This is a genomic window from Bacillus mesophilum (genome assembly GCF_008923265.1).
Classification (GTDB): Bacteria; Bacillota; Bacilli; order Bacillales; family Cytobacillaceae; genus Cytobacillus; species Cytobacillus mesophilum.
In genome coordinates, this window is sequence record NZ_WBOT01000001.1 from 817,897 (window position 1) to 831,845 (window position 13,949).

Below are 13,949 nucleotides of genomic sequence, written 5' to 3' on the forward strand. Positions count from 1 at the left end.
AATGATATACTAAAGTTGCCACAGATTGGAGGGACCGCGGTGAAAGAAGTATTAAAGAATATTCCGCCCATTCATGAATTATTAAAACATCATTGTTTTCTAGAGATAAAAGAAAAATATAGTATTGATTCAGTATATGCATCAAACCGGCTTAAATCCGTTATAACTGAAGTACGCCATCTTTTGCTGCAAGGTGAATGGCATGGTGCTGCCCCTGGTGATGCCTTATTTTATGATGAGGTTTTTCAGCGTGTTGAGGAAGCCATTCAAACGGAGTTTCAATATACATTAAAAAAAGCGATAAATGCCACAGGCACCATCCTCCATACAAATTTGGGAAGAGCAAGAATGAGTGAGAACGCAATGAAGCATGTCGTTGAAACAGCTCAGTCCTATTCAAACCTTGAGTATGATTTGTTTAATGGTGAAAGAGGCTCGCGGCACGTGCATGCTGAAACCTTAATTAGAACGATTACAGGTGCCGAAGCAGCTATGGTTGTGAATAACAATGCAGCTGCAGTTTATTTAATCCTTAAGGCACTTGCTCAAGATAGCGAAGTGATTGTGTCGAGAGGACAGCTAGTCGAAATTGGCGGCTCCTTTCGTGTCTCATCCATAATGGAAGAGAGTGGAGCAAAACTGATTGAGGTAGGGACCACAAATAAAACACATTTAGCTGATTATGAGAATGCCATCCTTTCAGAAACAGCTATGATTATGAAAGTACATACAAGTAATTTTAAAGTGATTGGTTTCACAAATACTGTTGGAACAAAGGAGCTTGCTCACTTAGCTTCAGAGAATAATATCTTGTTTTATGAAGATCTTGGCAGCGGCGCTTTATTTGATTTCCGAAGTAAAGGCATTGGAGATGAGCCTACTGTAAAGGAAGTATTAGCACAGGGCGTGCATCTTGTATCTTTTAGCGGTGATAAACTGCTTGGCGGGCCGCAGGCGGGTATTATTGCAGGGAAAAAGGAGCTCATTCAAAGGCTGAAAAGGCATCAGCTAGCCCGTGTGCTAAGAGTAGACAAGATGACATTAGCTGCACTTGAAGGCACATTAATGCATTATGCAAAAGGGGGAGAGGAGCTAAATAAGATTCCTGTCCTGCGTGATTTGCTGGTTCCACTAAATCTTCAGCATGATCGCGCGCTTCGCTTCACGGATAAGCTCGCTGCTTTAACTTCTGTATATAAAGCTGAGATCTTTGAGAGCATCGCGTATGTTGGGGGAGGAACGATGCCTGACGTTGAATTGCCATCCTACTGTATAGCCATACAGCATCAAACCAAGTCAGCCATTCAGCTTGCAAAAGCACTCCGGAACGAAAAACCTGCCATTGTCACTCGCATTAAACACGAAGAGCTGCAAATCGATCTTCGAACAGTTACCGATGAAGAAGAGCAGATGATCCTGCAAGCCTTAAAAGTCATTCAATAACAGGGAATTAATCATACAATAGGAAAAGCGATGTCGAAGATGACATCGCTTTTGTATTTATGGTTTTTTTACATATCATGATGTGAATTGTGCTTTTGTCTGGAATGATTGCGGTTTTTCACCTTTTTAGATCCTCTTAATGGCTCAGGCTGGCCGTGCTGATCTCCTTTAGGTGCATTTTTTCGCATATCCTTGCCGTCATTTTTATTCATTACCATCCCTCCTACTTATAGGATGGAAAACACAAAGAAAATTATGCGGAATATTTTCGAGGAGGACTGCGCAATTTAATGTTACAAATCAAATAAGGAGGAAATATCATGCCATATCATAAAGATAAACAACAGGCATTCCAGGCTGCACAGCAAGGTCTCGAGGATGCCCAAGAATTATATTATGAGATCGTACGCGATTCTTCAGCATATGGTCATCAGCTCAAACATCTTAAACAGGAAGTAAATGAAGCATACGAGCAAATTCAAAACGCACTTGAAGTTGCTTCTGATGGTCAGAGGGAACAGCTGGAAAGATTCCAGCAGGATCTAACATCGATGGTAACTGAAGTAAATGAGATTGAATAACAGAGATGAGGCAGCCAATATAGCTGCCTTTTTCTTTATTATTTTGTATCAAAACAAAAAGGACAGCAATATGTCCTTTTTTGTTTTTCGCTATTGATTTTTCTTACGCTTCTTATTGTTTTGCTTCTGTTTCTCTGTCAATGGTTCATTGGCAAATTCTTCGTTATAGCCAGTTCCCATGCCTTGTCCTTTTGCTGCATTCATTCCAGGTATCAGATGATTTGATTTTCTTTTTGCCATAATCAACACCTCCATCTTCATTTTGTGTAATTTTTGTTGTTTTATGTTGCAAGAAAATACCAGCTTAAATAATATGCCGAAATAATAAAGAATATTAAACGAGGAATAGCAGCTAATTGAAAAACACTATCAATTAAAGCTTCCAATCAAATTCTGAATTGATAATCCTCTTTATCATAAGTAAAACTTATCAAAAACAATAACTTTCTTGTTATTTACTTATATATAGGGTTGTATTAATATAAGAATTGTGAGAAAAGTAGGGATGGTTCAAAATTCAAACTTTTCGACAATTACCTAATAATTGTTATATGATGAATACGAGTTCGAATTGAGGGGGAAATCGTATGGCTAAGAACGATGTTTTTAATGCCCGCAAATCTTTTGACATTGACGGGAAGCGTTACCATTACTATCATTTGGGTGCACTTGAAGAGGCTGGCATAGGAAAAGTATCTAAACTGCCTTATTCTGTTAAGGTTCTATTAGAGTCTGTCCTTCGTCAGTATGACGGACGTGTTATTACAAAAGAGCATGTTGAAAATTTAGCAAAATGGGGAACTGCAGAAGTACGTGAAGTAGATGTACCATTCAAGCCATCTCGTGTTATTCTTCAAGACTTCACAGGTGTTCCAGCTGTTGTTGATTTAGCTTCATTAAGAAAAGCAATGGCAGATATGGGTGGAGATCCTGACAAAATCAATCCTGAAAAACCGGTTGACCTTGTTATTGACCACTCTGTTCAAGTTGATAAGTACGGTACACCAGATTCACTTGAAGCCAACATGGTGCTTGAATTTGAACGAAATGCAGAGCGTTACCAGTTCTTAAGCTGGGCACAAAAAGCATTCGATAACTACCGTGCAGTACCGCCTGCAACAGGGATTGTTCACCAAGTAAACTTGGAATTCTTAGCGAATGTTGTTCATGCACTTGAAACAACAGAAGGCGATTTTGAAACTTTCCCGGATACATTAGTTGGTACTGACTCACATACAACAATGATCAATGGAATCGGTGTATTAGGCTGGGGTGTTGGCGGAATTGAAGCAGAAGCAGGTATGCTAGGACAGCCTTCATACTTCCCTGTTCCTGAAGTAGTTGGTGTCAAATTAACAGGAGAACTTCCAAATGGCGCAACAGCAACAGACCTTGCTTTAAAAGTAACACAAGTGCTGCGCAGCTTTGGCGTTGTCGGCAAGTTTGTTGAGTTCTTTGGACCTGGAGTGCCGGCACTGCCGCTTGCAGACCGTGCGACAATTGCCAATATGGCACCTGAATATGGCGCAACTTGCGGATTCTTCCCAATTGATGCAGAATCACTCGATTATATGCGTTTAACAGGCCGTTCAGAAGATCAAATTAAGATCGTTGAAAAGTACTGCAAAGAAAACGGTTTATTCTTTGATCCTTCATTAGAGCCTGTTTATACAGACGTTGTTGAAATTGATTTAACTGCAATCGAAGCTAACCTGTCTGGTCCTAAGCGTCCGCAGGATTTAATTCCGCTTTCAGTAATGAAAGAAGAATTCAACAAAGCAATCACAGCTCCACAAGGAAACCAAGGCTTTGGTTTAGATAAAAAAGAAATCAATAAAGAAGTAACTGTTGAATTTAATAACGGTGATTCAACTGTAATGAAAACTGGTGCAGTGGCAATCGCGGCGATTACAAGCTGTACGAATACTTCAAACCCATACGTGCTAGTAGGCGCAGGTTTAGTTGCGAAAAAAGCAGTTGAACTTGGTTTAGAAGTACCAAAATACGTAAAAACATCGTTAGCACCTGGTTCAAAGGTTGTTACAGGATATCTTCATGATTCAGGCTTGCTTCCATATCTAGAGCAGCTTGGCTTTAACCTTGTAGGATATGGCTGTACAACATGTATCGGAAACTCTGGTCCTTTACGTGAAGAAATTGAGAAATCAATTTCGGATAATGATATGCTTGTTACTTCTGTATTATCCGGTAACCGTAACTTTGAAGGCCGTATTCACCCGCTTGTGAAAGCAAACTACTTAGCTTCACCTCCATTAGTTGTTGCTTATGCACTTGCTGGTTCTGTGGATATCGATCTTCAAAACGATTCTTTAGGAAAAGGCAATGACGGAAAAGATATCTTCTTCAAAGATATTTGGCCAACTACAGAAGAAATCAATGAAGTTGTTAAGCGTACCGTTACACCTGAATTGTTCCGCAAAGAATATGAGCATGTATTTGATGACAATGCTCGCTGGAACGAAATTAAAACGAGCAATGAGCCATTATACAGCTTTGATGAAACATCAACTTATATTCAAAATCCACCATTCTTTGAAGGATTAACACCTAACGCGGATGAAGTAAAACCATTAGCAGGTTTACGCGTTGTAGGTAAATTTGGTGACTCAGTAACAACTGACCACATTTCACCGGCAGGGGCAATCGGCAAAGATACACCAGCCGGCAAATACTTGCGTGAAAATGGCGTTGAACCTCGTGACTTTAACTCTTATGGTTCCCGTCGTGGAAACCATGAAGTCATGATGCGCGGTACATTTGCGAATATCCGTATCCGCAACCAAATTGCACCAGGCACAGAAGGCGGATTCACTACTTACTGGCCAACTGGTGAAGTAACTTCAATCTATGATGCTTGTATGAAATACAAAGAAGATGGAACTGGCCTAGTTGTTTTAGCAGGAAAAGATTACGGTATGGGATCTTCCCGTGACTGGGCAGCAAAAGGTACAAACCTTCTTGGCATTAAGACGGTAATTGCTGAAAGCTACGAGCGTATCCACCGTTCTAACCTAGTGCTGATGGGTGTACTTCCGCTTCAATTCAAAGCTGGAGATAGCGCTGAATCTCTTGGATTAACAGGTAAAGAGGAGATTTCTGTACAAATCGACGAAAGCGTTCGTCCTCGTGATTTTGTTCAAGTCACTGCAACGGACGAAAATGGAAACAAATTAACATTCGAAGCACTTGTTCGCTTTGATTCTGAAGTTGAAATCGACTATTACCGTCACGGTGGAATTCTGCAAATGGTTCTTCGTGAAAAGCTTGCTAACTAATAGGAATATGCTAAACACCATGTGAAAAATCACATGGTGTTTTTCTCTTTTTTTTGGAAAGAATAGGTGCAAAGCACAAATATATTCTAGAAAGAAGGGAAACTCTCCATGCTGAAAAAAATATTATTTTTGCTTTTTGGTTTCTTCGTTGTCATATCCGGTCAAGCCTCTGCACAAAATGATTCTCCACCGGAAGATCGCCTGCCTGGCCTCAAAATTGGCACAGCTGCACCAGATTTTTCGCTGAAAGATTTAAAGGGAAACATCGTAAAGCTTTCAGATTATAAAGGAAAAAAAGTCATGCTCAACTTTTGGGCAACATGGTGTCCGCCATGTAAAGCAGAAATGCCTGCGATGGAAAAGTTTCATGGTGAAGTGGGAGAGGATGTCGTCATCCTAGCCGTTAACATTGATACTCGCTATAATGTAAAGGGGTATGTAGATAAAATGGGCGTTAGCTTCCCTATACTTCTTGACGAAAAAGACCAAGTCAACAATGATTATCAAATTTTGACCATCCCAACCACCTTTTTCATCGATAAAAAAGGGATTGTTCGCCATAAATACTTAAGTGCCATGCCGATTGAAATCATGCGGGAATATACGCGAGACCTGTAAGGTAATACACTGCGAAGGGAGACACCAAAATGGATGTTTCCCTTTTTAATAAAATGCGTATCTCTGCTTGGTGCCCTTCACTTAAAGAGTGATGTGAAAAATAAGCTAAAAAGCAAGTTAAATATTATGTTTTTTTGTAAATATTTCATTTCTCTTTTAAATTTTCGAAAAGTTGTAATAATTAAAGCGGTTTCAGGACATAATAACTGTTACAATATGTTTAAAGGAAGGTGAACCTTATGAGAAAACCACGTAAGCGCTCTTTTGCAGAATTGGTTTCTGAAAATAAGCGACAATTACTTAAAGATCAAGCCGCTATGGAGAAAATAGAAGCTAAGCTAGAACAAAAACGTTTAAATAAAGCTGAATAAGCAGGATTTGCCTTTCATACCTCCTCATCTAATGCACATACTGTAAATGAGGGGGGATAAACAATGGGCAATCCAAAAAAGCATTCACAAGGTTTCAGACCAAGTCATACTGGAACACAAAGCCATTCTGCTGGCGGCAATAAAGGGAAGCAGATGCAGGATCAATCCGGCCAGCATCCTCAGGTTATACAGACAAAAGGCGAATAATGACTGAAATTAGCCGGCCAATTTATCGAAATGGCCGGCTTTTATATATCCAATATTATTGTTTCCAAAGAAGTTTGTTGCTTCCATCCACTCATTTCCTTCATTATTTCTCCCAGTTCCTTCACACACTACTTATTGAAAGAGCATCTAACTTCAGGGAGGTAATTTGAATGGCATTTAACCGAAAATCTAATCCAGATGACCGCAGTGATAATGTTGAAAAGCTTCAGTCCGTGATTGTTCATACCATTGAAAATATGGAAGAAGCTGAACATGCGATGGAATTTGCAAATGAGGACGAGCGTGCAAATATCGCAGCTAAGAATGAACGTCGCCGCAATAGCTTAGAAGCATTTCGTGCAGAAGTAAAAGATGAAGCAAAACATAACAAGTAATAGCTTTTATACAGCCTGATCCTATCGATCAGGCTTCTTTATACATATGTAAGACCATGCAGTTTCCTTAACGTAATAAGTCTAATTATGGTATGATGAACGTTGGAATCTAAAAAAAGAAGTGATTATAAATGGACAATAAACAATTAAACAAATGGGATGAGGAGCTTAAAGAAAAAGGTTTTATTGAAAACGAATTAGCTCTTTTACAAGAAATCTCACATCTGGATGAACAGCAGGACTCTAAACAGATATCCATTCTTTTAACAATGGCTGCTATGTCAAAAGCGCATCATAATAAACAAAGCACATTGGTTCATGCTTGGATGCAGAAAGCTTTAAGTCTTGATAGCAGTAATAGTAAGGCAGCTCAATACTTAGCACAATATGAGTGGGAGAGTAAAAAAGATTTTTTGGAACTGCTAAAGTATCCTCCGTTAAGAGAAACGGATAATCGAGCTGCAAAAAAGAAAACAGCAGAACAATTTATTGAAATTTCCCGAAGCTTTTTACATGCGGCAGAAGAAGAAATGGAACAAATGCAGAAAAATAAATTAGCTGCAGAACAATTCCACGAAGAAAATCAGCCTGGAATTTATGAACAGCTCATCGCAATCCTAGAAGAGACGATTGTTGAGACAGCAGGACTTTTAAAAGCCAGCGAAGAATATGAACAATCAATTTCGGGTGTTTTTCATACTTCCACATATTACGCAGATATGAAAAAACACTTAGAAAATCTTGAAAGGCTTAAGCAGGAATGGAACCAAATATTTAGCTCATATAAAGTGCCTGTATCAGAGAAAAAACCGCTTGATGAGCTGCACAATATGATTGGCATGAACTCTGTAAAGAGAAGAATAAATGATTATTACCGTTTTCTAAAATATCAAAATGAACGTAAAAAACTTGGTCTTCAAACGAAGGACGAACTAAGTTTAAATATGGTCCTAACAGGTAACCCGGGAACAGGTAAAACAACGCTGGCACGTTTACTGGCCAAAATTTATTATGACCTAGGGGTACTGCCGCGCAAAGAAGTGGTAGAAGCGGATCGTACGTCACTCGTTGGTTCATATGTTGGACAGACAGAGGAGAATGTGCGGGCAATTGTAGAAAAGGCCTTAGGCGGAGTACTGTTTATCGACGAAGCCTATAGTTTGAAGCGGGAAGGTCAAACAGGCAATGATTATGGACAAACCGCCATTGATACTTTAGTTTCTTTAATGACAGGATCTGAATATGGGGGAAGGTTTGCTGTTATTCTAGCCGGATATCCAGAGGAAATGAGGCAATTCATTGACTCAAATCCTGGATTGCGCAGCCGATTTCCTCAGTCCAATCAAATTCCTTTACCAGATTATACAAATGAAGAGTTACTTAAAATTGCTGAAAAAATGGCTTCAGAAAATGATTATATTCTGACTGAACAAGCAAAAACGGAGCTGCTAAAGAGAATTGACAATGAACGAGTCGATGATACTTTTGGAAACGCCAGAACCGTCTATAACATCGTATTGGATGCTATCTTCAAAAAAGGGTCACAGGATGAAAAATATAATCATGCCCTTTCTTTTTCTTTGCTCGAAAAAGAAGACTTCCAAATAAATAAAAGCAGCAAACGCGAAAAGCCGATTAAACAATTACAGCAGCTAATTGGTCTTGACCAAGTAAAAGATGAAGTCACAAAGCTGATCTCTTATGTGAAAATGCAGCAAAAGCGCAGAGAAATGGGCATGCCGACATTGCCGATACAGCTGCATTCAGTCTTTACCGGAAATCCGGGTACAGGAAAGACAACAGTCGCTAAGCTGTATTCTGAGCTGCTAAAAGAATGCGGCATTCTAAAAAGAGGGCATCTTATTGTTGCAAGCAGGGCTGATTTTGTTGCCGGCTACGTAGGACAAACTGCCATTAAAACGAAAAAACTGATTAGAGAAGCGCTGGGAGGCGTTTTATTCATTGATGAAGCATATTCGCTTTTATCAGAAACATCAGGAGACTTTGGCAAAGAGGTTATTGATACTCTAGTAGATGAAATGACCAAGCATAATGAAAACCTAGTCGTTATTTTAGCTGGGTATCCAAAGGAAATGGAAAAGCTTTTAAATAGCAACCCTGGCCTGATGTCCCGCTTCAAAAAGTTTTATCATTTTAAGGACTATACCCCACAGCAATTAATCGATATTCTGCGTTTTTATATCGCAAAATATGAATATCAGCTGACAGAAGACGCCGAGGAGTTCCTTTCCGAGTCATTGCCTGATACTGATATTAGCGGCAACGGCAGATTTGCATCTAATTTAGCTGACGAAGCTATACAAGCTCAGGCATTACGGCTATTAACCGAAGACGAGAGTGTTATGGACATCTCTCCTTATTTAACAAAACAAGATTTTGAATACGCGCTGCAAAGCTTTGAAAGAGGGGAATAAGATGTTGATTTCTACAAAAGAAATAGAGGTTCGGTATGCTGAAACCGACCAAATGGGAGTAGTTTATCATGCAAATTATCTTGTTTGGATGGAAGTGGCCAGAACCCAGATCGTAAAAGACTTGGGGTTTAACTATGCACATATGGAGGAAGAAGGCGTGCTTTCTCCGGTAACAGACGTTCAAATCAGCTATAAAAAACCACTTCGCTATGGACAGACGGCAACAGTGAAAATTTGGATTGAAGAATACGATGGTCTTCGTACAACCTATGGTTATGAAATTTACACAGAAGAACAGGAACTGGCGATTACCGCATATTCAAAGCATGTGTGTGTACAGAAGGATAGTTTTCGCCCTATTTCTATAAGAAGAAAATTTCCCGATTGGCATGATGCATATGAAAAGGCTAAAAAACCCGAATCCTTTGAAGACTAGAGGCGAATATCATGGCTTTTGGAATTAAACGCAGTGATCTGCAGCAATGGAAGGAAAAGATTAACCAAGGGGAAATCGCCTTTCTAACGCATTATTGGATTGATGACCGCTTTCCTGGCTGTACAACGGTCACGAAGGTAGGCTGTGGGGATCTTGACAAGCTTATAGCCTGGGGGAATGAGCACGGCTTACAAGCTGAATGGATCCACAACAGGAAAGATGGTTATCCTCATTTTGATTTACTGGGGAACAAACAAAGAGAAATTCTTGAAAAAGAAGGATTACTTGAACATATTTGGGACAAGAAAAAATCCGTCTGACCTTCATCAGACGGATTTTTTTATGCAGAATAATGATAGATTGGCTCATTCGCACGTTCATCATAATCAACTTTCAGATCATGCTGATCAAAATACCAAAGATCTTTTTCTTCAATATAGTAAGTAATTCCATCTTTCTCAATAGAAGCCCCAGTATTATAAGGTTCTTCATTTGAAATGCCAAGCGAAAAACCCTGCTGTACGGTACTGCAGCCGCCATAGCGGGCAAAAAAGCGCACGTAATCTCCTTTTGAGAGATCCATCTCCTTGATATACCATTGTGCTGCTGTATCACTAACTTGGATATTCATTAGATCTCCTCCTATTCTTTCATGAACGAATGCTTTTAAAAAATTCTTCCTACTTCATCATACACCATGTTCCGCATAAAATTCATCTATGGCGCGCAGCCAGTTTTGTCTCGCGATATAGCCTGCTTTAGTGATATCTTTGCTTTCAATCGCATCTATAATGTCTTCATGTTCCTGAACAGATTGAGCTGTCATAATAATGGACTGGTGAAAATATAGGCGAAAAACATGTCCTTGCAGATTGGATATGCTATTAGTCAGGTAGGGATTCTCAGCACTATGGATAATGAGATGATGAAATTGTTCATCTGTTTTTAATGCGTTATAAAAATCTCCTTCTTTAATATAGCGCGAAAATTTTTGATTTAACTCTTTTAATTCTGATAAGGTGTCACTGCTCATTTGCTGTGCAGCATATTCTGCTGCTAATCCTTGCAGGGAAGCAAGCGGCGGCAATATTTTTGTAATGTCACTTTTCTTCACGGATGTCACTTGTGTTCCTACACCTGGATACATTTGAACGAAGCCTTGAACATTTAAAAGCTGCAGAGCTTCTCTTACCGGTGTTCTGCTTACACCAAGTGCTTGAGCTAACTCTGCATCATTTAATTTCTCCTTTGGCTGTAAGGTGCCATCTATGATCCATTCTTGCAGCTGTAAAAATGCACGATTTTTTGCTGTCATTCTGACAGGTGATGAATAATCTACGGGTACAGGCATTTATAAGAACCACCTTTATTATTCAAAATATAAGAGAAAGTTGTTTTATTATCACAATGAATATAGAAATATACTGAGATTATAAGGGAACTTTGAGTAAAATTCAATATATTGCATACATAACTTATTTTTTTAAAATAGTATATTGCAAAAAGTAAAGCGAGTATGTTATCGTATGTTATGCAATATATTACATACTTCGACGCGGTAAAGTGTTTAATGCCGCAAGTGTATGTGTAAAAGACTGAAAATTTTAAACTATAAAAACAAAAAAAGAAACTTCCAGGAGGAGCGAACATGAATCAAAAGCTATCATTCTCTTTTACTATCGCAGTTGGATTTATGCTATTTGCACTATTTTTTGGTGCCGGAAATTTAATTTTCCCTGCTATGCTTGGCCAATCAGCAGGAACTAATATATGGTGGGCAAATGCAGGATTTGTTGTTACAGGCGTAGGACTACCATTACTTGGTGTTATCGCCTTAGGTATTTCCGGAAAAGACGATTTGCAATCATTAGCAAGCAGAGTACATCCGATATTTGGTTTAATCTTTACAGTGGCCCTATATTTATCAATTGGTCCATTGTTCGCCATTCCGCGGACAGGCACTGTATCTTATGAAATCGGCATTAAACCATTTATTGCTTCTGACTATCAAACTCTTGCTCTTGTAATCTTTACGATTATCTTTTTTGGAATAACAGCCTTCTTTTCAATGAAGTCATCAAAAATTGTTGATATAGTTGGGAAATTTTTAACACCAATTTTATTGGTATTTATCGGTATTCTGATTGTTACAGCACTAATCAACCCTATGGGTGCATTTCAGGCACCATCTGAAAACTATTTAAGTGATTCATTCTTCAAAGGGTTCCAGGAAGGCTATCTAACGATGGATGCTCTTGCTTCATTTGTTTTCGGCATCATTGTTATTGAAGCAATTCGTTCAAAGGGTGTAACGGGCAAGAAGGATATCACAAAAGCTATTTTAAAAGCAGGTCTTATTGCTGCTGGACTGTTAGCCATTATTTACACTTCTTTAGGCTTAATAGGTGCTTCAAGTGTAGAAAATTTTGGACTGTTGGCTAATGGCGGAGAAGTACTCACGAATACTTCCAATCACTATTTCGGATCATTCGGAGGGATCCTGCTTAGTCTGATTGTACTGGGAGCATGTCTTACAACAAGTATTGGTTTAATTACATCTTGTGCAGCTTATTTCAATAAATTGCTGCCATCTCTTTCTTACAATACTTTTGTTATTATCTTTTCAGCTTTCAGCACCATTTTAGCTAATTTCGGTTTAAATGAACTGATTGCATTCTCTGTGCCAGTTTTAGTAGCGATTTATCCATTAGCGATTTGCTTAATGTTTCTAACTTTTGCAAACAGCCTATTTAAAGGCAGAAAAGAAGTTTATCAATTCAGTATCTTATTAACATTTATTGTTAGCTTATTTGATGGGTTAGCTGCTGCCGAGATCAAAGTAAGTTTCATTGATAATTTGTTTACGGATTATTTGCCACTTTATTCTGTCGGACTTGGGTGGCTGATTCCGGCCATTATTGGAGGGCTGCTTGGTTTTATAATTTCCATGATAAAGAATGGCGGATCTGCAGATGTGAACATGAAGAAAAGTGCATAAATATGAATATAAAAAGGTCAAATCATAAAAGATTTGGCCTTTTTTTATCGTTAAAGAACTGATTCAGTAAAATTCATAAGGAATCTTTACTATTGACAGCATGTTTCAGCCTATTCTTGCCATAATAATAAAAAACGAAAAGGTGATCAGAATGGTTTTGGCTCTGTACTTTTTAGTATCTTGGCTGGCGGTTGCTGTCTTTGTGCTCATGCATAAACGACTTTCCTTTATACAAAATTCTTTTATAGTGCTTGTAATTCTAATCATCAGTGTCAATTGGTCTTGGGTGATCTATCAAGAATTAAAACTCATTAAAGTTTCAACAGATCCTATCAATAATGTGGCATTTATGATAAACCGGAGTGTAGCTCTTCCTTTCATTGTATCGATTACAATGAATATTTTACAAGGTGTTAAATCATTTAGCCAATATCTCACCGTCTTTGCCAGTTCAACCTTTATTTTATCTATATTAGCATTTGGCGGTATCTATTTTAAGGTGACTGAGTATATAAATTGGCATTTTTCTTTTGATATACTTTATTTTCTTATGCTCAATTTGATTGGATTTTTTGTATGTAAGCTGGTACATAAAGAGGACTCGAGAGAGGTGAGCAGTCAATGATTCTATGGGATCAATTCGATAAAAATGAAATATTTTTGCTGATCTTCCTTATTGCAGCATATACCATAGCATTTCTATTCCCCCGTATCTTTACTTCAGTTGTTCTTGTATTAAGTTTTGTATGGGGTATAACAGTAGGAATGATCTTTGATTTCACTATAGGCGGAGGACTGCTTGATTATTATAAAACCAACGATTCAAATCGATATGAATTTTTTGATCTTTTATATTTTTTACTTTACGGTCCTTTTGGGTATTTATATTTTTATTTCTATGAGAGGCTTAAGGTTAATAATAAATCATTTATATTTTATGTAGTCGGCTGGTCTCTGGTTGGAGTTGTTTTTCAATGGCTTTTTATGAAGCTTGGAATCCTGACACTGCAAAACGGCTATAAACTTTCTTATTCATTTATCATTTTTCTGGCCATCCAAACTGTTTCAGGCATCTATTATGAAAATCTGAGAAAAAAAGAAGCAACAATAAACCAGCCTTCTTAATGTGTGTATCTGTACTAGGAGCAATTTTTGTTAAGCGTGTAAAA

The 13,949-nt window shown here is 38.3% G+C and carries 17 protein-coding genes; 13 read left to right on the plus strand and 4 right to left on the minus strand.

Going from position 1 to position 13,949, the window contains the following annotated elements:
* The first annotated feature begins 39 nt into the window (after positions 1 to 39).
* Positions 40 to 1,443 carry an L-seryl-tRNA(Sec) selenium transferase gene (gene selA / locus F7732_RS04045; RefSeq protein WP_151572356.1) on the plus strand — a complete coding sequence of 468 codons (1,404 nt, stop codon included), beginning with the start codon at positions 40 to 42 and terminating at the stop codon, positions 1,441 to 1,443.
* 68 nt (positions 1,444 to 1,511) lie between these two features.
* Here selA and F7732_RS04050 read toward each other — a convergent pair whose 3' ends face one another.
* A complete protein-coding gene (locus tag F7732_RS04050; protein ID WP_066445609.1) occupies positions 1,512 to 1,655 on the minus strand; it encodes a small acid-soluble spore protein P in 144 nt (47 codons plus the stop codon).
* 108 nt (positions 1,656 to 1,763) lie between these two features.
* On the opposite strand from F7732_RS04050, the gene F7732_RS04055 reads away from it, so the two are divergent.
* The gene (locus tag F7732_RS04055; RefSeq protein WP_066445601.1) at positions 1,764 to 2,024 is read left to right on the plus strand and encodes a hypothetical protein; all 261 of its coding nucleotides are present in this window, start codon (positions 1,764 to 1,766) and stop codon (positions 2,022 to 2,024) included.
* Positions 2,025 to 2,114: 90 nt separating this feature from the next.
* Here F7732_RS04055 and sspO read toward each other — a convergent pair whose 3' ends face one another.
* Complete coding sequence (gene sspO / locus F7732_RS04060) at positions 2,115 to 2,264, minus strand: small acid-soluble spore protein O (RefSeq protein WP_151572357.1); 150 nt, start codon at positions 2,262 to 2,264, stop codon at positions 2,115 to 2,117.
* Between the two features lie 347 nt (positions 2,265 to 2,611).
* Between sspO and acnA the strand changes: the two genes are divergently transcribed.
* The 8 genes from acnA to F7732_RS04100 all read left to right on the plus strand — a co-directional run bounded on the left by acnA (position 2,612) and on the right by F7732_RS04100 (position 10,102).
* Positions 2,612 to 5,320: an aconitate hydratase AcnA gene (gene acnA / locus F7732_RS04065; RefSeq protein WP_151572358.1), complete on the plus strand. Its 2,709-nt coding sequence runs from the start codon at positions 2,612 to 2,614 to the stop codon at positions 5,318 to 5,320.
* A gap of 108 nt (positions 5,321 to 5,428) precedes the next feature.
* Positions 5,429 to 5,938, plus strand: coding sequence for a peroxiredoxin family protein (locus F7732_RS04070; protein ID WP_151572359.1), 510 nt, complete (start codon positions 5,429 to 5,431; stop codon positions 5,936 to 5,938).
* Positions 5,939 to 6,177: 239 nt separating this feature from the next.
* The gene (locus tag F7732_RS04075) at positions 6,178 to 6,309 is read left to right on the plus strand and encodes an FbpB family small basic protein (protein WP_066445591.1); all 132 of its coding nucleotides are present in this window, start codon (positions 6,178 to 6,180) and stop codon (positions 6,307 to 6,309) included.
* 63 nt (positions 6,310 to 6,372) lie between these two features.
* Positions 6,373 to 6,516 (plus strand): acid-soluble spore protein N, encoded by a 144-nt coding sequence (locus F7732_RS04080; RefSeq protein ID WP_066445588.1) that lies wholly within the window; start codon positions 6,373 to 6,375, stop codon positions 6,514 to 6,516.
* Between the two features lie 170 nt (positions 6,517 to 6,686).
* Positions 6,687 to 6,911, plus strand: a complete 225-nt coding sequence (tlp, locus tag F7732_RS04085; protein WP_151572360.1) for a small acid-soluble spore protein Tlp — start codon at positions 6,687 to 6,689, stop codon at positions 6,909 to 6,911.
* A gap of 131 nt (positions 6,912 to 7,042) precedes the next feature.
* Complete coding sequence (locus tag F7732_RS04090) at positions 7,043 to 9,346, plus strand: AAA family ATPase (protein WP_151572361.1); 2,304 nt, start codon at positions 7,043 to 7,045, stop codon at positions 9,344 to 9,346.
* A gap of 1 nt (position 9,347) precedes the next feature.
* Positions 9,348 to 9,782 (plus strand): acyl-CoA thioesterase, encoded by a 435-nt coding sequence (locus F7732_RS04095; RefSeq protein WP_151572362.1) that lies wholly within the window; start codon positions 9,348 to 9,350, stop codon positions 9,780 to 9,782.
* Positions 9,783 to 9,793: 11 nt separating this feature from the next.
* On the plus strand, positions 9,794 to 10,102 hold the full coding sequence (locus F7732_RS04100) for a hypothetical protein (protein WP_151572363.1): 309 nt from the start codon (positions 9,794 to 9,796) through the stop codon (positions 10,100 to 10,102).
* 20 nt (positions 10,103 to 10,122) lie between these two features.
* Here the strand turns inward: F7732_RS04100 and F7732_RS04105 are convergent, their stop codons facing one another.
* Together F7732_RS04105 and F7732_RS04110 are read right to left on the minus strand one after the other, a co-directional pair.
* Entirely contained in the window at positions 10,123 to 10,413 is a 291-nt protein-coding gene (locus tag F7732_RS04105; RefSeq protein WP_151572364.1) for a HesB/YadR/YfhF family protein, read from the minus strand.
* 57 nt (positions 10,414 to 10,470) lie between these two features.
* Positions 10,471 to 11,133: a GntR family transcriptional regulator gene (locus F7732_RS04110; RefSeq protein WP_151572365.1), complete on the minus strand. Its 663-nt coding sequence runs from the start codon at positions 11,131 to 11,133 to the stop codon at positions 10,471 to 10,473.
* Between the two features lie 297 nt (positions 11,134 to 11,430).
* On the opposite strand from F7732_RS04110, the gene brnQ reads away from it, so the two are divergent.
* The 3 genes from brnQ (at position 11,431) to F7732_RS04125 (ending at position 13,905) form a co-directional block, all read left to right on the plus strand.
* A complete protein-coding gene (gene brnQ, locus F7732_RS04115; RefSeq protein ID WP_151572366.1) occupies positions 11,431 to 12,780 on the plus strand; it encodes a branched-chain amino acid transport system II carrier protein in 1,350 nt (449 codons plus the stop codon).
* A gap of 151 nt (positions 12,781 to 12,931) precedes the next feature.
* Positions 12,932 to 13,405: a hypothetical protein gene (locus F7732_RS04120; RefSeq protein ID WP_151572367.1), complete on the plus strand. Its 474-nt coding sequence runs from the start codon at positions 12,932 to 12,934 to the stop codon at positions 13,403 to 13,405.
* Positions 13,402 to 13,905, plus strand: a complete 504-nt coding sequence (locus F7732_RS04125) for a hypothetical protein (RefSeq protein ID WP_151572368.1) — start codon at positions 13,402 to 13,404, stop codon at positions 13,903 to 13,905. The genes F7732_RS04120 and F7732_RS04125 overlap by 4 nt, the downstream gene beginning before the upstream one ends.
* The last annotated feature ends 44 nt before the right edge of the window (positions 13,906 to 13,949 follow it).